This window comes from Vibrio sp. Y51_MX_L26, from assembly GCF_024181935.1.
In the GTDB taxonomy this organism is placed as follows: domain Bacteria; phylum Pseudomonadota; class Gammaproteobacteria; order Enterobacterales; family Vibrionaceae; genus Vibrio; species Vibrio diabolicus.
Map to the genome: position 1 here is coordinate 657890 of NZ_JAMZAS010000001.1, position 18244 is coordinate 676133.

13 protein-coding genes are annotated in these 18244 nt (G+C 43.2%); 6 read left to right on the top strand and 7 right to left on the bottom strand.

The genetic code is table 11. The features are described from left to right. Nucleotides 1-37: 37 nt before the first annotated feature. The 3 genes from NL645_RS02790 to tesA form a co-directional block, all read right to left on the bottom strand. Nucleotides 38-1948 carry an EAL domain-containing protein gene (locus tag NL645_RS02790; protein ID WP_253651147.1) on the bottom strand — a complete coding sequence of 637 codons (1911 nt, stop codon included), beginning with the start codon at nucleotides 1946-1948 and terminating at the stop codon, nucleotides 38-40. Nucleotides 1949-2128: 180 nt separating this feature from the next. Further along, nucleotides 2129-3328: an enoyl-ACP reductase FabV gene (fabV, locus tag NL645_RS02795; RefSeq protein ID WP_253651148.1), complete on the bottom strand. Its 1200-nt coding sequence runs from the start codon at nucleotides 3326-3328 to the stop codon at nucleotides 2129-2131. 82 nt (nucleotides 3329-3410) lie between these two features. Continuing rightward, nucleotides 3411-4013: a multifunctional acyl-CoA thioesterase I/protease I/lysophospholipase L1 gene (gene tesA / locus NL645_RS02800; RefSeq protein ID WP_005395483.1), complete on the bottom strand. Its 603-nt coding sequence runs from the start codon at nucleotides 4011-4013 to the stop codon at nucleotides 3411-3413. Between tesA and NL645_RS02805 the strand changes: the two genes are divergently transcribed. From NL645_RS02805 to NL645_RS02815, 3 genes are all read left to right on the top strand, one after another. Continuing rightward, nucleotides 4012-4704 (top strand): ABC transporter ATP-binding protein, encoded by a 693-nt coding sequence (locus tag NL645_RS02805; RefSeq protein WP_005395482.1) that lies wholly within the window; start codon nucleotides 4012-4014, stop codon nucleotides 4702-4704. The genes tesA and NL645_RS02805 overlap by 2 nt on opposite strands. Beyond that, a complete protein-coding gene (locus NL645_RS02810; protein WP_253651149.1) occupies nucleotides 4704-7160 on the top strand; it encodes an ABC transporter permease in 2457 nt (818 codons plus the stop codon). Before NL645_RS02805 ends, NL645_RS02810 begins: the two co-directional genes overlap by 1 nt. A 353-nt stretch (nucleotides 7161-7513) precedes the next feature. Beyond that, on the top strand, nucleotides 7514-8953 hold the full coding sequence (locus NL645_RS02815) for an FAD-dependent oxidoreductase (protein WP_253651150.1): 1440 nt from the start codon (nucleotides 7514-7516) through the stop codon (nucleotides 8951-8953). A 27-nt stretch (nucleotides 8954-8980) separates the two neighbouring features. Here the strand turns inward: NL645_RS02815 and NL645_RS02820 are convergent, their stop codons facing one another. Genes NL645_RS02820 through NL645_RS02830 form a run of 3 tightly spaced genes read right to left on the bottom strand, consistent with a single transcriptional unit; the run spans nucleotide 8981 to nucleotide 11351 of the window. Further along, a complete protein-coding gene (locus NL645_RS02820; RefSeq protein WP_225461091.1) occupies nucleotides 8981-9916 on the bottom strand; it encodes a biotin-dependent carboxyltransferase family protein in 936 nt (311 codons plus the stop codon). Next, nucleotides 9913-10596 carry an allophanate hydrolase subunit 1 gene (locus NL645_RS02825; RefSeq protein WP_253651151.1) on the bottom strand — a complete coding sequence of 228 codons (684 nt, stop codon included), beginning with the start codon at nucleotides 10594-10596 and terminating at the stop codon, nucleotides 9913-9915. Before NL645_RS02825 ends, NL645_RS02820 begins: the two co-directional genes overlap by 4 nt. Then, complete coding sequence (locus NL645_RS02830) at nucleotides 10596-11351, bottom strand: 5-oxoprolinase subunit PxpA (RefSeq protein WP_253651152.1); 756 nt, start codon at nucleotides 11349-11351, stop codon at nucleotides 10596-10598. The genes NL645_RS02825 and NL645_RS02830 overlap by 1 nt, the downstream gene beginning before the upstream one ends. Before the next feature lie 319 nt (nucleotides 11352-11670). On the opposite strand from NL645_RS02830, the gene NL645_RS02835 reads away from it, so the two are divergent. Then, nucleotides 11671-13629 (top strand): diguanylate cyclase, encoded by a 1959-nt coding sequence (locus tag NL645_RS02835; RefSeq protein WP_253651153.1) that lies wholly within the window; start codon nucleotides 11671-11673, stop codon nucleotides 13627-13629. A gap of 54 nt (nucleotides 13630-13683) precedes the next feature. Beyond that, nucleotides 13684-14700 carry a UDP-glucose 4-epimerase GalE gene (galE, locus tag NL645_RS02840; protein ID WP_074190671.1) on the top strand — a complete coding sequence of 339 codons (1017 nt, stop codon included), beginning with the start codon at nucleotides 13684-13686 and terminating at the stop codon, nucleotides 14698-14700. A 336-nt stretch (nucleotides 14701-15036) separates the two neighbouring features. On the opposite strand, the gene NL645_RS02845 is transcribed toward galE, so the two are convergent. Beyond that, nucleotides 15037-17118 carry a TonB-dependent hemoglobin/transferrin/lactoferrin family receptor gene (locus NL645_RS02845; protein ID WP_253651154.1) on the bottom strand — a complete coding sequence of 694 codons (2082 nt, stop codon included), beginning with the start codon at nucleotides 17116-17118 and terminating at the stop codon, nucleotides 15037-15039. 232 nt (nucleotides 17119-17350) lie between these two features. Between NL645_RS02845 and NL645_RS02850 the strand changes: the two genes are divergently transcribed. Beyond that, on the top strand, nucleotides 17351-18238 hold the full coding sequence (locus NL645_RS02850) for a LysR family transcriptional regulator (protein ID WP_005395465.1): 888 nt from the start codon (nucleotides 17351-17353) through the stop codon (nucleotides 18236-18238). The last annotated feature ends 6 nt before the right edge of the window (nucleotides 18239-18244 follow it).

The following is an 18244-nucleotide window of genomic DNA, read 5'->3' on the forward strand; positions in this document are numbered from 1 at the left end:
ATTATAGAAACCACCGCCACCTTAGTAAAGAGAATGCTTAGGAAGAGTAGACGTATTGTCCGCCTGAAAGACGCTGATTAAACAAACTTTGCTCAAATTCATTACAAGGCATCGGTTTACCATAGAGAAAGCCTTGCCCAATATCACAACCCTCACCAATAAGAAACTGCTCTTGTTGGGGGGATTCAATGCCCTCAATAACCACTTGGAGGTCCAGTTTTTTAGCTATGTGTATGATAGAGCAAATGATCGCACGATCATCGTCCGACTTTTCCATTTGCTGGACAAAGCTCTTATCAATCTTGATGGCATCAAATGGGTATTTCTTCAAATAGCTGAAAGAGGCGTACCCTGTACCAAAGTCATCTAGTGACAATGTCACACCTAGTTCATGCAATTTGTTTAGCGTTGTGCGTGCTACTATTTCATCGGCAATTAAAGCGCTCTCGGTCACCTCGAGTTCGAGAAAATGTGCTGGTAAATGGAAGGATTCGAGTAGGTGTTGCACTTGCTCCGCAAAGTTCACGTTTTGTAATTGAATTGGAGAGACGTTAACGGCAATTTTGAAATTATCAATTAACTCCGACCACTGTTTAGCTTTGTCTATCGCGGTACGAAGAACAAAAGAGCCAACTTCAAAAATAAGTCCGTTTTGTTCAGCCATATGTATTAATGCTTCGTTGGAGACGTCGCCCAGTATTGGGTGTCTCCAGCGCAACAATGCTTCTGCGCCAATCCATTTGTGAGTATGGGGGTGAACTTTGGGCTGAAAGTACAGCATCAGGTCGTCATTTCTTACCGCTTGCAATAAGTAGCTTTCCAATTGATTGTGGTTGTTTAGCTCATTCGAATGACTTTCACAAAAATAACTATACGCTTCGCCAGACTCTTTACACAGCAACATGGCATAGCATGCATTTTGAAGAAGTTGTTTGGCATTGCTGGTTTGGTGGGCTTGTACAACACCAATATAGGAGTTGAGGTGAACCTCTGTGTCTTTTATATAAAAGCTTCCCAAGCCAATATTGGTGATATCATCCAGTAGCTTACGCAATTTCATATCAATATCGTTGCCCCAAATGAGTAATACAAGGTCATTCGAGCTCGGCCTCCCGGTAACAAAATAACTCGATTCTCGTTTACCAAGGCGATACCGAAATTCTTTTAATATCTCGTCAAAGGCCTCAAAGCCATAACGGGTTTGGATACTGCGAGCATTACTAAAGCCAATGTTTATCACGAGCAGTGATTGCTGACTATGATCCAACGTTTCGAGTGTCTCTCCGACAACACTTTCCAGTGCTGCGCGATTTAAGAATCCGGTTCCCTGATCGTGTGTTTTTTGGTAGCTCACTTGTTTTTCTGCAGCCTTACGACGATCAATCTCTTTTGTTAGGGAGTAACTCAACTGCGCTAGGTCAGTAGTACGGTTCTCAACTCGATTTTTGAGTTCATTATTAAGACGCTGGAGTTTGTGTTGCTGATACACGACGGAGAGCTGCGCTTCGATTGAGTCTTTGAAAGTTCCGAGCAATTGGCGGTAAGTGTCGCTGTATTCATTCTTCTTGGAATCAAGCATGCAGATGGTTCCAAACGTCTCTCCGTTTGGCCAGAATAACGGTAAACCACAATAAGATATCATGCCTAGTTTGATGTCAGGGTTATTGCACCATTCTTCATCCTCGAGCGCATTAGGAACCATGAGTTCGCTCTTATGCTCAATGACATGCTCACAATACAAACCGTTGCCGAGTAGTTCAGCATCGCCAGTACGATAGGGGTTACCTTGAGTTTCACTGGATGTGTTGACTTCAATACGATCTGGATGGATACGCATGATTAATGTGGTGGGTACGTGCGTTATTTGAGCCAGTAAGTTGACGATTTCCTGCCAGCTTTTTTGCATAGACTCAGGGATTTCATAATCTAATGTTTGCAATCTCCCCATATAGGTCATCCTTTACGTGGTTTCACTTCCTGTGAATTTAAAATGTAGACTGCTCTATCTTGTTCTCGGTTTTTAATTAAGTATAGGGTGGCTGGGGCTTGAAACAAAAAAAAGTCCTGAAAAGTGTTCAGGACTAGGAATAGTTATCACATATCTCATACTTGAAACAGATAACAAGCATTAAGGTTTAAGCGATTTTAGCGACTCAATAGAAATGTCTTGCGAATAGTCGACGTCTTCAAAGTTAAAGCCATTTAGCTTCATAAACTCATCTTTAAAGCCTTGGTAATCACCAATCTCTTTAAAGTTATTGGCGTTCATTTGCTCTAAAAGAGCATGGACTTCTTGTTGTACTTGCGGGTCAAGCTCTAAGTCGTCTATTCGGATTAAGCGTTCACCGTCAACAGGCACTTTATCTTGATCGTACAATTTAGTGGTAAACAGTCGCTGCATTTGTTCAATACAACGTTCGTGAGTACCTTTTTCCTTCATCACTCGATAAAGTGCTAAAAGGTAGGGACTTAGCGCAGGAATGAACACACTGGCTTTCGTCACCAACGCCTTACACACTGTTGCGTAAGCACCGCCGTCAAAGTTGGCAAGTTTTAGATTTAACGAGTGACTTGTTTGGTGTAAATCTATTTTCGCTCGACCTAACGTACCATCGAGATAGATAGGGTGCGTAACGTCTGGTCCCATGTAAGAAAACGCGATGGTTTTGCTGCCTTGTGCAATCGAGTCGTTATTAATCAGTGTATCAATCCAGCTTTCCCAGTCTTCACCGCCCATCACTTTGATAGTGGCTTCGGCCTCTTCCTCTGTTGCGGGAGTTAAAGTGGTTTCTACCCACTGATCGTTCTCCAGCATAATTGAAGCGCCAGTGACAGGCTCACCAATAGGCTTAATGACGCTGCGCCAAAACTCATCAGACTCTGGTTTAGGTCGAACACCCGTCGCTAAGCTATAGATGACTAAATCAACTTCACCTTCAAAGTACGTTTCAATGGCTTCAATCACTTGATTGCGGACAGAGTCAGAGAATGCGTCACCAACAATATTGATGGCGGTACGCCCCGCGTGATTTGCTTCTTGTTTAAAAAAAATGTTGTTATACCAACCCGCACTTCCAACGCCTTTGTCTGAAGGCCCGCGCTCGAAGGAGACACCAATGGTATCAGCTTTAGCACCTCCGAAGGTGAGGGCAATACGAGCCGCTAACCCGAAACCAGAGGAAGCACCAATAATCAAAACCCGTTTTGGACCGCTTTTGATCTGCGGGGCGTGTTTTACGTATTCAATTTGCTCTTTAATGGATGCATGACACCCGTATGGGTGAGCAGAGCGAGCAACAACACCTTGAATTAAAGGGTCTATTCGCATGTTGTTATCTATCCTCGATGAGTGGAATTGAAAATAGATTAACGTAAAGTTAAGTAAAACTTATTGAGCTAGACCATTAAAATTAGAGATGTTTAATTAATTCTTGAGCAACAAAGTCAGCAATCCAAGGCTGTGCATCAGGCTTTGGGTGAAGGCCATCATCCATCATCCACTCGGGTTTGATGACCACATGCTCCAAGAAGAATGGCATCAAGGTAACTTGTTGATGTTGTGCAAGCTTAGGGTAGATATCGTAAAACATATCGCTATAGCGCTTACCATAATTAGGTGGCACTCGAATTTGCATCATGACAACGTCCGCACCTGAATCTTTTATCATGGTAATCATTTTTGAGAGATTCGACGTAATAAGTTTAGGAGGGAAACCTCTTAGGCCATCGTTGGCACCTAACTCAATGAGCACCATATCAGGGCTGTGTTGGGTTAGTAGCTGTGGTAATCGAGCTAAGCCGTTGCCTGTGGTATCGCCAGAAATGCTGGCATTAATAACTGTTACATCTTGACCATGTTCTGACAACGCATCAGGGAGTAAGCTAGGCCAACTCTTTTCGATCGGCATCTGATAGCCCGCGCTCAGGCTATCACCTAAGACAAGTAGCTTTTCGCTCGCATGTGCAGTAGCGGAAAAACAAAAAAATAGAACTAAGGAAAGTATACGAATCATGCAAACACCTGTACTTAATGCACCTATTGTTCAAGCCAATTTGGTTTCTAAACAAGTCTCTACTAATCAAGAGCAATTAACAATCCTCAAAGATGTAAATGTTGACATCAGGAAAGGAGAAAAAATCGCCATCGTCGGTACTTCCGGTGCGGGTAAGTCAACGTTGATGACGTTGTTAGCTGGCCTTGATACACCGACATCAGGTGAAATTACCTTGTTAGGTCATGAGTTATCAAAACTTGACGATGAAGCTCGCGCAAAAATTCGAGCTGACTCTCTGGGTTTTGTTTTCCAAAGTTTCTTATTAATCCCGAGCTTGAGTGCATTACGCAATGTCACGCTTCCTTGTCTTTTACGTGGTGAAGCCGAAGATGAAGCAAGAGCAGCCGAATTATTAACCGCTGTTGGATTGGAAAAACGTGTCGATCATCTTCCAAGTCAATTATCTGGTGGTGAACAACAACGTGTCGCGCTAGCACGTGCCTTTATGACACAGCCTGAACTGTTATTCGCAGACGAGCCTACCGGCAATCTTGACCATCAAACCGCAGACAAAGTGATTGAGCTGCTATTCGATCTTAATGAGCAGCATGGAACAACGCTGATATTAGTTACACACGATGGTCATCTAGCAAGTCGATGTGACCGTATTTATCGTATGGAGGCGGGTGAGCTTAAGGAGGAGGTGTAATGTCTGTAGTATCATCAAGCGAAGCAACATCGACAGAAAGAAGCAGTGCAATAAAACACTCGTCAAACAAAAGCCTAATACGTTGGAGTTTCGGCGAAATAAGACAGGGGAACCTTTGGCCTATTAGCGTTGCTCTTATTCTTGTGATTGCGAGCATCTTTGCGCTTTCTGCATTAGCGGAGCGAATGGAGCAGGTGATCGTCAAACAGGGGAAGGATGCATTGACAGCGGATGCGGTGTTTGTGTCTGCTAATCCTATACCTGACACGTTGTTATCCTCGACCGAAAACCTAGAACGTTCGACGATGACACGATTTGCCACGATGGCATTTAGCGACAATGGTATGCAGTTGATTTCCGTAAGGGCAGTGGACGACAATTACCCTTTAATGGGAGAACTGGTACTAGACAACAACCCATCCGGTCGCGTTAAAGAGAACCAACTCTGGCTTGATGAGCGGATTATGGCTCAACTAGACGTCAAGCCGGGTGACAGCGTCACTATAGGCGATGCCGATTTTACGGTTTCAGGTGCAGTGCTGATGGAACCTGGATTAAGCTTTAACCCATTTCAACAAATGCCTTCTGCATACATTCATCAAAAAGACGTTGAGAAAACAGGAGCGATTCAAGTCGGGAGTCGAGTTCAATACCGTCTGTTTCTACAAGCCGATGATAAAACGCTAAAAGGCCTGCAAGAAGATACGGTTCTTTCTCCTAGTGATCGCTGGCGCACGCAAGATACTGCCAGTCGTAGCAATGAGGTTTTTGAACGAACGACGCAGTATTTGTCTCTAACCGTTGCGATTGTCATCATTATGGCAGCGACAACATTGGTTCTTACTTGCCAAAACTATGTGAATAGTCGAACACAAACCATTGCGATGCTAAAAAGCCTTGGCGCAAGTCGACGATGGATTGAAAAATGGCTGTTTATTCAAGTCACAATCCTGCTCATTAGCGCCAGTGTCGTTGGGTTATTGTTGGGAAGTGGGCTGGAGTACTTGTTGCGCATTCCACTCAAAGACTTATTACCCGAGCCTCTACCTAGTTACGGTGTCACCCCATATCTAGTGTCGTTTATCTCAGCGGTCCTGATCACCGTTCCTGCCCTTGGCATACCATTGTTAGGCTTGATTAAAACTCCAGCCTTAGAAGTGCTACAGCAGGGCAAAGCACAACGTTCTTGGAAGCGAATGTTGCTCGTTCTAGTCCCCGTTGTTCCATTACTTTTGCTTTATGCTGATAATACCTTAGTTTGGATTGTTCTTATTGGTATTGCAGTACTTTTTGTTGTGCTTGCTGCAGTGAGCGTCGCACTCACAAAATTGTTTGCGCGTATTTCAACACAACCTGCCATGAAGCTTGCGTTGAGTCGTATCAACCGCACGCCAGTAACCAGTGGCCTGCAGTTTGGTGCTTTGGCGTTGTCTTTGATGCTGCTATCTATTATCTGGCTTGTGCGCAGCGATATTCTCGCGGATTGGGAGAGAACCTTACCTGCAGACGCGCCAAATGTCTTCGCATTAAATATTGGTGATTACGAACTCGATAGCTACCTAGAAACCTTAGATAAAAATGGGGTTACACGGTCACAAGCTTATCCAATTATTCGTGGTCGATTGACAGAGATTAATGGTCAAAACGTCAAAGAGATTGAATACGAAGGAGAAGGCTCTGACGCAATACGTCGTGAATTGAACCTTACGTGGGGAGACGGCCTGCCAGAGTATAATGATGTGCTTGCGGGTGAATGGACAAATAAAGGGAGTGTCTCTGTAGAAGCCGATGTAGCAAATGACTTGGGCATCGAACTTGGTGACAAACTGCGCTTTGTTATTAATAGCCAGAACTACGATGCGGTAGTAGATACCATTCGTTATGTTGAATGGCGTGATATGAAGCCTAACTTTTACTTTATTTTCTCATCCGACGTTATGGCTAATCTACCGGGTTCTTACCTCATCAGTTATAGAATTGATGAGGGGAACGAAGCACTATTAACGTCTATGTCTCGATCTCACCCAACGGTATCTGTTTTAGATATTCGTACCATGGGCGAAAAAATCCAGGATTTGATTCAACAAATCGTATCGGCAATCACTATTCTTGCTCTTTTAGGCGTGGTTGCGGGATTGCTACTTATCTTCACGCTATTGAGATTAAGCTTATCCCAACGTCAGCAGGAGATTCGTTTGTATCGCACATTAGGCTCAAGTAAAAAACGGATCAATACGACTCTGTGGGCCGAATACGGCATTATGGCGTTGATAGCTAGCGGTGTTGCGGTATTCGCTGCGGAAGTTTGTGTGGCCGCGGTAATGACATATGGCTTCGATCTGAACGCACAAATTCACCCCGAATTGTGGATAGCTTTACCACTGGCAACATTTGTTACGTTGGCACTTGTCGTAATGAGTTTGTTGAAAAGATTGTTAACGCCAGTAAACACTTAATCACTGCAAATGTTATTAAATGTGGAACACTCCATGACACTTTTATTTTAGTTATCCACAAAAACAGTGGATAACTTTTGGGATAACTAAATGGGGTAAAAAGTGGGGTGTTTCTGCAGGCTTTGCGCCATGGGTCTTACAGTGAAATTGTTATTCACATAGGCATAAAAAAGTGTCTTCCTAACCATGTCGTCAAGTACTTTTTTTGCAATTTTTTTCTACTTTAACGCACCATAAAGGCGCAGTTGGATATTTCGCAAACCCATGAACTTTTTGTGATTTTAATCAAGCCCAAACACGAGTAGAATCCACCGTTAGTAAAGAATTTTCCTTATAAAATTTTTAGTGAAGCAATGAAGTCTGAGTTTCCAAATTACAAAGATAAGCACATCGCTGTTGTTGGTGGCGGTGTCGCAGGTGCAACAGCAGCAATTCATTTTGCGGAGCTGGGTTTTAAAGTTTCCGTAATAGAGAAGGGCGTATCACTGGTAAATGGTCCGCCCATTTGCCATTTACATGCAGGTGGCAACTTATATCGAGAGATTTCTGAGCAACAATGTTTAGATTTATTAGCACAATCCATTGATACCGTTCGCCTATATCCGCTTTCACTGAATATTCGCCCGACGATCATTGCAGTCCCTTATTCTGATGGTGGAGATCCATCCGCACTGATTCCTCGACTAGAGGTGGTGAAAAATGCTTATCAAAAGCTCGTTGATAAAAATGAAAGCAATAAAGTGCTTGGGGAGCCAAGTGAATACTACAAATTGTATTCAAAAGAGGATCTAGAAGCACTAGCACAACGCACTCAACCAAGTCACCCTGCAACCTTTGATGAGTGGTGTATTCCTTTTGCTCAACATGCTGATCTAGAAGCGCTAAAGTACCCAGTTGTGGCGGTTCAGGAATATGGCTGGAGTGTTTTCCGCCTTGCCGCAATTGCCAACTTAACGTTGAACGCTCTGCCAAACGCCTCAGTATGCACACAAGCAACGCTCAAACAAGCGGACTGGATGGGTAATCACTGGCAACTTGGTTACGAACGAGATGGCATCGATTATCTTATGACATGTGACTACTTGGTCAATGCATGTGGTTTTGAAACAGGATCCATTGACAATACCATCGGTGCCAAGCGTGATAGGTTAGTTGAGTTTAAAGCCGCTTACGTAACCAAGTGGGCAGACTGCCAACAACTGTGGCCAGAAGTTATTTTCCATGGACCGCGTGGAACTGATAAAGGAATGGCTCAACTGACCCCCTATAGTGATGGTTATTTTCAGCTTCACGGCATGACGAAAGGCATTACGCTATTTGAAGATGGTTTAGTTGAGAGTACGCCGTCCTCAGCTCAGCCCGAACTGCCAGTTCCTTTACTCTCAAAGATACGTAACGGTTGGCGAGAAGAAGTCTTAGAAGAACGAACCAATAATGCTATCAAACACATGGCGCAGTTCATTCCCGACTATCACTCTGCTATCAAAGGGGGAAAAGCCCTGTTTGGTGCCCAGCAAATTCCTGGAACGGATCCGGTACTCAGGGCAGCCGACGTGACCTTTGAAGACAACCATTACGCACGAATAGAAGTGGTAAAAGCGTCATCAACACTACTCGCAGCGCAAAAAATGCTTCAGTTCTGGTTTGATATCGAACCTAAACAAAACGTGGAATCCCAACATCCTGTCGCTGTGCATTGGTCTGAACAAGAAATTGAGCAGTACGCGATTAAACTCACTCAAGAGCGAGACTATCCGCAAGCATTAGCAGAGCGTTATGGGATGCCTGCATAACAGTTACGTATGGGCTCAGAGGTTGTATTAATATCCAAAAAACTGAGCCCATTGGCACCATACTTCTTGCAAGCCTTGTCTATCTCCTTTCACAAAATTGACTTTTTGCCCGGGTTTCGCCTGTGCCAGCCTTGGCAGGTCAATACGTGCTACACAGCCAAACTTAGGATAGCCACCGATGGTTTGGTGATCGTTGAGCAACACAATGGGATTACCATCGTTAGGAACTTGAATCGATCCTAGCGCAATTCCTTCCGACAGTACGCCTTCGTAAGGCGGTTTGATTTTGTTTCCTTCAAGACGATAGCCCATACGATTTGAATCAGGGGATATGGTGAATGCGTTGCTATAAAAGGCTTGGCGAGTGTCTTCATCAAAGTCCTCATTTTGATAGCCTTCAATCACTCTCAGCTTGATAGGTAAGTTGTAATCCGGCTTAAAGCGAAACGTCATCAGCCTTGGTTTGTGTTTCGGTAAGTTATGAGGAAAAAAGGGAAGAATATCGCCTGCTTTTAAAGCGCCACCATTTGAGTCATAACCACCAAGAGATTCTCTCGTGACTGTAGAGGCACTTCCTAAGTGCTGAGCAATATCGAACCCACCTTTAACCGCAAGATAGGATCGAAGTCCATTTTTTGCGACTCCGAACTGCAGCTTCTGCCCCTTCTTCAACGTAAAGTCAGACCAATTTGAGATAGGCTCACCATCTACTTTTGCATTCAAATCACCACCACATATTGCAAGATGGCAGTTATGTAGTGCGACAAAGCAAGCGTTACCCAAAGTAATTTCAATCGCAGCACAATTGACTACGTTACCAAGTAAATGGTTTGCCCAACTGTAGGCGTAATCATCTACGGGGCCACCTTGAGTCACGCCAATATGCGCTAAGCCAAAACGACCAAAGTCTTGAATCAAAGAAAGTGGCCCTGACTTTTCCACCAGCAATCCAGCGTAACTCATAGAACACCTCCTAACTCGATAAACTTTTGTTTGGAAATGGCATTAAACGTGACCTTGTCACCTACTTCAAACGGTATAAAAGGTGGCGTATCAAAGAAAAGGGGAAGCGGGCTTCTACCGATAATGTTCCATCCGCCAGGACTATCTGATGGATAGACGGCCGTTTTAGAGTCTGCGATTCCCACGCTTCCGGCTGGTACTCGCGTTCTTGGTGTAGCTAACCTTGGCATATGTAATTGAGTATCGACATCGGAGAGGAATGCAAAACCTGGAGCAAAACCAATCGCTGAAACCGCATACTCGGCCAGAGTATGTAAAGAAATGAGCGCGTCTAATGATAGTCCACGATCTTGAAAGCGGGACAAATCTAGCGCGGTTTCTTCGGAGTAGTATACGGGAATAGTGATGTGGTTAGGTTGAACAAGGCTGAGCGATTGAGTATCAAACTGACGGATCATTTGATGCAGTTTATGCACTAAATCTTTTTCATTGATTCGAAAAGGCAAGTAATCAATGAGGATGGTTTGATAGGATGGGACTACGTTCATAATGATTGACGCTAGAGTGTCTTTGATGTTTCGAGCAAGTTCTCCGACCGCATTTTCAGAGATATTCTCGTCAAACTTAATGAAAATACTGCACTCAGAGATCAAAGAGATACTAAATTTCTCTTTATGCATTAATTTCCTCCCGCGTATAGGCTTTGACGGATCTTTTGGATCAGCGCGATCGACTCTTCATTGTCACCATGAACACAAATCGTATCGGCTTCCAGTAAAATGTAGCCGCCAGAAACAGTTTTGACACGCCCAGAATCTGCTAACGTACGGACTTGCTCAAGTATCGCATGCTCATTCTTTAACACGGCATCAGGCTGTGTCCTAGGTGTAAGTAATCCGTCATCTTGATACAAACGGTCTGCAAATGCTTCAAACAGCAAGGGAACGTCATAATCATCTGCGATTTCTAAGTATTTTTCGTTTTCCTGTGACGCTAGAATCATTAACGGCACTTTGAATAAAGCTGCCGCCTTTACAACTGATCTAAATATCGCATCACTTTTCATCATGTCGTTGTATAACGCGCCATGAGGCTTTATATAGCTGATATCTGTGTATTGAGCCTGACAAAGTGCCTGTAAAGCGCCTACTTGGTATATAACCATGTTAGTAATTTCATCACCCGTCATGTTTATACTGCGCCTGCCAAAGCCTTGGAGGTCGGCGTAGCCCGGGTGTGCTCCAATATCAACATCGTTGTCGTTGGCGAGAGTGATAGTGTCGTGCATGACATTAGGATCGGAAGCATGAAAGCCGCACGCGATGTTTGCCATATCAACATGAGGCATAACATCTTCGTCTGCCCCCATAATCCAAGAGCCAAAGCTCTCACCCATGTCACAGTTCAATGTAAGTTGCTGTTTATTCAATGTCATACGTTTTATTTCTACACAAGCAATGGGTTCACGATGCAGGAAAATGCATCTAGGTTCAGTGACTCACTTCATTCTTCTATCATGAAAGCGAGGTTTATGATCTGATGGCTGACGAAAAAGATCACTTTAGTCCATAAAGATGTTGCCGTTATTTGAGTTGATCCGAATTTTAAGGTATTTCGTTCCTTTTCCATCCAATTTTTGAGAATTTAAGGTTATTTTGCATTGGCATCGTGTTAATCTTATCGCCCTTAATGGGTAATAGATTGCATAACAACGCTTCTGTCATTTTTAGTGGTTGTCTGCGACAGGAATACATATGTCATTACGAGCAAAGCTTATTTGGCCAATTTTGGTCTTTATAACGGCTATCTTTGTTATCTCAAAAGGTTATACCTCGTATACTGCATACCAATCGTCTAAGCATGAGTTGGTCGAACAAACGAGAAAGTTGATTAACAATGTTTCTTTCTCAATTAAAGATGCGCTAACGACAAAGAACAAGCAAAAAGCTCAAACTACTCTCATCAACTTTTTAAACCAGCCAAATGTTACGCGGGTCAGACTTTACGACCAAGATGATCAACCTTTCGTTGTTCTTGAAGGAAGTGGGGTATCAGCTCCCGTCCCTAATCAAACTGAAAGAAGCAAGTTACACGCGCTAGGTTATGCCTTATCAGCCAAATTTCTTTATGTTCTAGAACCGATTATTTACGATGGTCGTGTCATTGGCAGTATGAGGGTTACGCTTTCCCATCGTCCAATCATAGAAGCCCAACAATCTTTACTTCAAGATGGTGCTGTACTTCTTCTGTTGCTGTTCGCTGGTGGCACTATCTTTTACATAAGTATCGATAGGCTTGTTCTCAAACCTGTCATAGAACTGAGTCATACAATAGAGAGTGTGACACACGGACAAAATACGGATACTCAAGTTCGCTATTACTCCAAGGATGAAATTGGAGAACTCGCACATTCCTTCAATCAAATGATGAACAAGTTAACAACACGCGAGAAACAGCGGCAACACTCATTAGAAATGTTAGAACAAAAGCGGGCGTTTTCAGAAGAAGTCATTGAATCTGTTCAACACGCATTAGTTATTACCGACAACTTCGGGCGTGTTATTTACTGTAATACTGCGACTCGGCAGATATTTCAAAAAAAGTCAGAGGAACTTGAGCATGCCAATATCCGTGATCTAATTAAAACGAAAACACCGAATGAGCTGAGCCAAATCCTAAGTAGGGGGTTAGAATGCGATGACATTCACCTCAAAAATGCAGACAACGAACAGCAGTTGAGTTTAACCAGTCGTCGTTTGTCCACACATGGACACTTATTGTTTTCGATTCAAGATATCACCGAAATTGAAGAGGCCATGAGCAGGCAGCGTGTTGCGGGGCGTGTTTTTGAGAGCAGTCAAGATGGCCTCATCGTTCTTAATCATCGAGGTGTTATCACAATGGCTAACCCTGCGGTCACTAAGTTAGTTGGACTAGAGATGGATCAGCTTATTGGGAAGTCATTTATCCAAACACTTAAGTGGCGCAAGTTGCAGGAAATGATGCCTAGCATCATTGAATCGATAGAAAACTACGGGGTATGGCAAGGGGAAGTTATTGAGCAGAACCATCTTGGCCAGTTTGTGCCGATGTTTGCAAGGGTTAATCGTATCGTTAAATGTGAAGACCATGGGTTCTACGACCTAGTCATTGTTCTTACCGATCTTTCTGGTGCAAAAGAGATGGAACGACTTGAGTACTTAGCTCATCACGATGCACTAACGGGGTTAGCGAATCGCTCCAAGTTCCATTTAGAGTTGGAAGAATTAGTACAACGGTCGGGATACTTACGTGACGAATTTGCGGTGCTTTACCTCGATCTCGATGGTTTTAAAGAGGTTAATGATACCTATGGCCATGACGCAGGTGATGAAGTTCTGAAAAAAGTAGCCGAGCGTCTAACATCTGCGACTCGACATAGTGATTTAATCGCAAGACTTTCGGGTGATGAATTTGTCATGTTGGTTAATCCTGCCAACCAAAAAGTCGTCACCCGAATTGCAGAACAACTGCTCGAAAGCGTATGCACACCAATCGAGTACAAAGGTAACTCGCTCAAGGTTGGCGTTAGTATCGGCGTAAAATTAGTCGGTGTTAATGAGCGAGATGCCACTCGAGTGTTAAAAAGTGCAGATACTGCAATGTATCAAGCTAAAAAAGCCGGAAAAGGCCAAGCAATATTAATGGGATGCGAATTGCAGGAGACAGTTTAAATCGTAACGTCAAAGCTTTAAACTAAACCCATTCGCGTCAGAAGGAATGATAAAATGAAAGTACTTGTTACGGGTGGTATGGGCTATATCGGTAGCCATACATGTATTCAAATGATCGAAGCTGGTATGACGCCAGTGATTCTAGATAACCTGTACAACAGTAAGTCTACGGTCTTAGATCGCATTGAAAAGGTATGTGGCGTAAAGCCAACCTTCATTCAAGCCGATATCAGAGATAAATCGACAATGGTAGAGGTTCTAAAATCGCACGATATAGAAGCGGTTATCCATTTTGCAGGTTTAAAGGCCGTCGGTGAGTCCGTAGCAAAACCTCTAGAGTATTATGACAACAATGTGAATGGCACTTTGGTATTGGTTGATGCAATGCGCGAAGCTGGAGTTAAATCGTTGGTATTTAGCTCCTCAGCAACTGTCTATGGCGATCCTGCATCTGTTCCAATCACAGAAGACTTTCCAACTAGCGCAACTAACCCTTATGGACGCAGTAAATTAATGGTGGAAGAATGTTTAACGGACTTCCAAAAAGCGAATCCAGATTGGAGCATCACACTTCTTCGTTACTTTAACCCTGTAGGTTCACATCCAACTGGTGAGTTAGGTGAAGATCCTCAAGGTATTCCAAATAACCTAATGCCGTTTGTTTCTCAAGTTGCGGTGGGCCGCCGAGAGTTCCTTTCTGTATTCGGTAGCGACTACCCAACGAAAGATGGCACCGGCGTGCGTGACTACATTCATGTGATGGACTTATCCGATGGTCACGTCGCTGCTTTGGAAAAAGTAGGTAACAAAGCGGGCCTTCATGTCTACAACCTTGGCACTGGCAATGGCTACAGTGTGCTTGAAATGGTGAAAGCGTTTGAAACCGCAAGTGGTAAAGATGTTCCATACCAACTTGTTGAACGTCGTCCAGGCGATATTGCGGAGTGCTGGGCTGATCCATCAAAAGCAATGAATGAGTTAGGTTGGAAAGCGTCTCGCACTCTAGAAGAAATGACGGGGGATACATGGCGTTGGCAATCTAACAACCCTCAAGGTTACCCAGACGCCTAATCTTGATTTACATAATAATAACAAAAAGACGCATAATTGCGTCTTTTTTGATCCAAATCGGAAAAAATCGTAAATTACTGGTTAAAAGGTAGCAAGTCTATATAGAGCTGTTAAACTATGTCCGACTCTTAATTTGGGTTATAAATTTTCTCATAGCTATTGGGGTAGTTCATGGAACTCGGTCTGATCATCACTTTTATCATTGCAGCAGCAGTAATGGTGAAAAAAGAGATGGCAAAACAGTAAACTTTCATTTTTCATACTTTTCTTTACATTTTTGAAATGAAAGCCATAAAAAAAGCCAGCATTAAGCTGGCTTTTGTGTTTTCGGAGGCTTTAGAACTCGTATTTAGCTGTAATTGACCAGTTCCGCCCAGCTTGAGTCAGATCTTTGTTTTCTGTCTGAAGGTCACGCACATCATTCCAATTGTAGTACTCTTCATCTGTCACGTTGAACAGACCTGCTCGCAACGTAAGGTCTTTAATAGGTTTGTAGTACGCGGTGATATCTACAACCGTAGCTGCGGAGATAGGCAACACTTTATCGTCATTTATGTCGCTTTTATCTTTAGAAGCGGTGTAGTTAATGGTTAACTTGGTTCCCCAGTTTTGTTCTGAATCGTAATTTAAACCAGCGACAAGATTCCAAGGGTTAACACTGTTTAGTGGATTATTGTTTCCATCTTCACCTTCCGTATATGCCGCTGCTACACGAGAGCTAAAGCCTTCGATTGGCATGAACTTGTTCCACGAAAGTTGGTTTGAAAACTCAATACCTTTAATTGTCGCTTTGCCAATATTTACGTACTGCAGAATCGCAGGGTCAGTCACTGGTGTCCAAGTGCCAGAGACGGTTTTACTCTCGATGAAGTTGTCGTAATCGCTGTAGAAAACTGACACTTCACTGCTAGAAATGTCATTATTATGTCGCCAACCAAATTCGTACGAAATGCTGTCTTCTGCTTTTAAATCAGGATTTGGCTTAAAAATGTAGCCATGCATTGGGTTGCCGAAGGAGTAGTACAACTCTTGGAAATCTGGAGCACGGAAACCTTGGCTGATTTGCGCGAATAAACGATGTTGTTCATTAAGCTTATAAACAGAACCTAAGCGGCCTGTAAATGCAGAATCAGAAAACTTTTTGTAGTCGCTAGCCGCGTTACCACTTGGGTTGCTGCTTGTGTCACCTGGATCGGTTTCAAATGCATCCCACCGTACGCCCGGAGTAATCGTAAAGTTACCTACCGTAATTTCGTCTTGTAAAAAGAGCCCGTAACGACGCTCGCTCGCAGAAGGGATATAGAAAATTTCTTTGTTTGCGCTTGCACTGTTGTACTCTTTGTTAACGTTCTTAATGTCTTTATCACTGAAGGATGCACCGTACACAAAGTAATGCTCTGTACTACCAAGCATGAGATATTTGTCGAACTGAGAATCAAACTGGTAACCTTCATCCTCGTATATGTAGTCTTTACGTTGGTTATTCTGACCTTTAACACGATCAGTAATGCCGTTTTCTTCTTTGCTAAGCCAATCTAGTTGCCAGGTAAGCGAGTCCGCTACGGCCGTTTGCATCTCCCAAATATGTTTTATACCAACTTGATATTGTTCTGTTACATCTTCACTTGTTGCATTTGTATAACCGTTGTAAGACTGCTTTCCGTTGCCTTTGTTGCGAATATAATTCCCATTAAACTCAACACGATGTGCATCATTGAGTTGGTACTGAAGTTTAACCAGTAAGTTGTTCGCTTCTGTATCTGCAGCTGCTAGATCTCCAAAGTTATCCAGTTCATTGCCGTCACGACGCGTATAAGCAAGTAAAGATTCCAAATCACCAATTTTGTGCGCTAATGCCACAGATTCACTGAATGTATTGTCTTCGGAAGAGTAGTTGAACTTCGCATGGCCACCAAAGTTACGACCCTTAAGGACATCAGCCGGATCTTTGGTTTCAAATGCAACAATGCCACCAATTGCATCAGAGCCATGTAGAGACGATGCTGCACCTTTTACAATTTCAACCGCTTTTATTAGGTCGGTATCAACGTTAACGCGAGCAGAGTTAATGAACGTATTCCCTGATTCGAACTGGTTACCTTGAGATACGCCGTCCACAAGAACTTTAATTCGATTGCCTTCGATGCCACGGATATTGATACTCTGGACACCTTGACGAGAGTTTGTCTTAACCGTGACTCCTGGCGTGTACTCAAAGAGATCACCTAAGCCAGTGACCATGCTTTCTTCGATGTTCTTATCAGTAACGATCGCAACAGAAGCAGCAGTGTCTTCGATTTGGCTATTAGTACGAGTCGCAGTCACGACCACTTCATTGAAGGTTGAATGATCTTCAGCGTAGGCACCTTGGGATAGTGCAATCAGAATAGAGGCTGACAAAATTGTTTTTTTATACATTGGCTTCAATACCTTAGATCCATAATAGGTAACAACAAACGGGATATTAATAGATCTAAATAATAATTACTATCATTACCATTGTCATTTGTGGTTTTATCTTGAGTAGAACTCTTAGGTTATGAGCATTTCTAGTCTTTAGTTATCAGTGTGTTATATTGTTTAACGTTAGTTCTTGATAAGATCATCCAAATACAATCAATGTGACAAAAATCACATTAAGAGAGGCCATGTGCAGAGTCCAATTACGTTAGAAGCGCTCCATATTCTGGATGCCATTGACCGAAGAGGGAGTTTTGCAGCTGCTGCGAATGAGTTAGATAGAGCCCCGTCATCACTGAGCTATCAGATCCAGAAACTCGAGCAAGACTTAGACATCATTATCTTCGATCGCTCTGGTCACAAAGCCCATTTTACTGAAGCAGGAAAGCTCATCCTTGAAAGAGGACGAGCCATTTTACAAGCCAGTGAAAAGTTAGTGAATGATGCAACGTTATTGGCGAATGGCTGGGAACTGGATATTACCATTGCCTTTGATGGCATTATTCCTATATCCAATTTCTTCCCTATGGTTGATGCATTGGCTGAAGTAAGCTCAACACGAGTCAGACTGCAAGAAGAGATCTTGGCTGGTAGCTGGGAATCGCTGAATACAGGTAGAGCGGATTTACTGATTTGCCCATCACTGGATACACTTCCTCAAGAAGTCAAATCAGAAAAAATTGGTAAAATGAGCATGTTTTGGGTAGCGGCAGCTGATCACTATGTTCACAAGCGTAGTGGTAAGTTTGATGAGGCGGCGCGAGAAAAGTACCGAATCATTGCCATTGCAGACACTGCACGCGAACAACCCGCGCTCTCAATTAATATCATTCAAAAACAGCCTCGCTTGACCGTCACCAACTTTACGGCAAAAGTAGATGCGCTCACTGCAGGTTTAGGCATTGGTACGTTACCAAGCCAAATTGCACAACCTTTGATTGATAGTGGCGTATTGAAGCGAATCGAAGGTACAGAAGAGCAACCGATGGATATTATCTTAGCATGGCGCCGAAATACCATGGGTGAGGCGAAATCCTGGTGTATTCAATACTTGAAAAAGAATTGGAAACTAAAGTAACAACGT

Excerpts from the sequence above, each read along its gene's own strand:
- NL645_RS02790 (WP_253651147.1), bottom strand. The coding sequence starts at position 1,948 with ATGGGGAGATTGCAAACATTAGATTATGAAATCCCTGAGTCTATGCAA.
- fabV (WP_253651148.1), bottom strand. The coding sequence starts at position 3,328 with ATGCGAATAGACCCTTTAATTCAAGGTGTTGTTGCTCGCTCTGCTCAC.
- NL645_RS02805 (WP_005395482.1), top strand. The coding sequence starts at position 4,012 with ATGCAAACACCTGTACTTAATGCACCTATTGTTCAAGCCAATTTGGTT.
- tesA (WP_005395483.1), bottom strand. The coding sequence starts at position 4,013 with ATGATTCGTATACTTTCCTTAGTTCTATTTTTTTGTTTTTCCGCTACT.
- NL645_RS02810 (WP_253651149.1), top strand. The coding sequence starts at position 4,704 with ATGTCTGTAGTATCATCAAGCGAAGCAACATCGACAGAAAGAAGCAGT.
- NL645_RS02815 (WP_253651150.1), top strand. The coding sequence starts at position 7,514 with ATGAAGTCTGAGTTTCCAAATTACAAAGATAAGCACATCGCTGTTGTT.
- NL645_RS02820 (WP_225461091.1), bottom strand. The coding sequence starts at position 9,916 with ATGAGTTACGCTGGATTGCTGGTGGAAAAGTCAGGGCCACTTTCTTTG.
- NL645_RS02825 (WP_253651151.1), bottom strand. The coding sequence starts at position 10,596 with ATGCATAAAGAGAAATTTAGTATCTCTTTGATCTCTGAGTGCAGTATT.
- NL645_RS02830 (WP_253651152.1), bottom strand. The coding sequence starts at position 11,351 with ATGACATTGAATAAACAGCAACTTACATTGAACTGTGACATGGGTGAG.
- NL645_RS02835 (WP_253651153.1), top strand. The coding sequence starts at position 11,671 with ATGTCATTACGAGCAAAGCTTATTTGGCCAATTTTGGTCTTTATAACG.
- galE (WP_074190671.1), top strand. The coding sequence starts at position 13,684 with ATGAAAGTACTTGTTACGGGTGGTATGGGCTATATCGGTAGCCATACA.
- NL645_RS02845 (WP_253651154.1), bottom strand. The coding sequence starts at position 17,118 with ATGTATAAAAAAACAATTTTGTCAGCCTCTATTCTGATTGCACTATCC.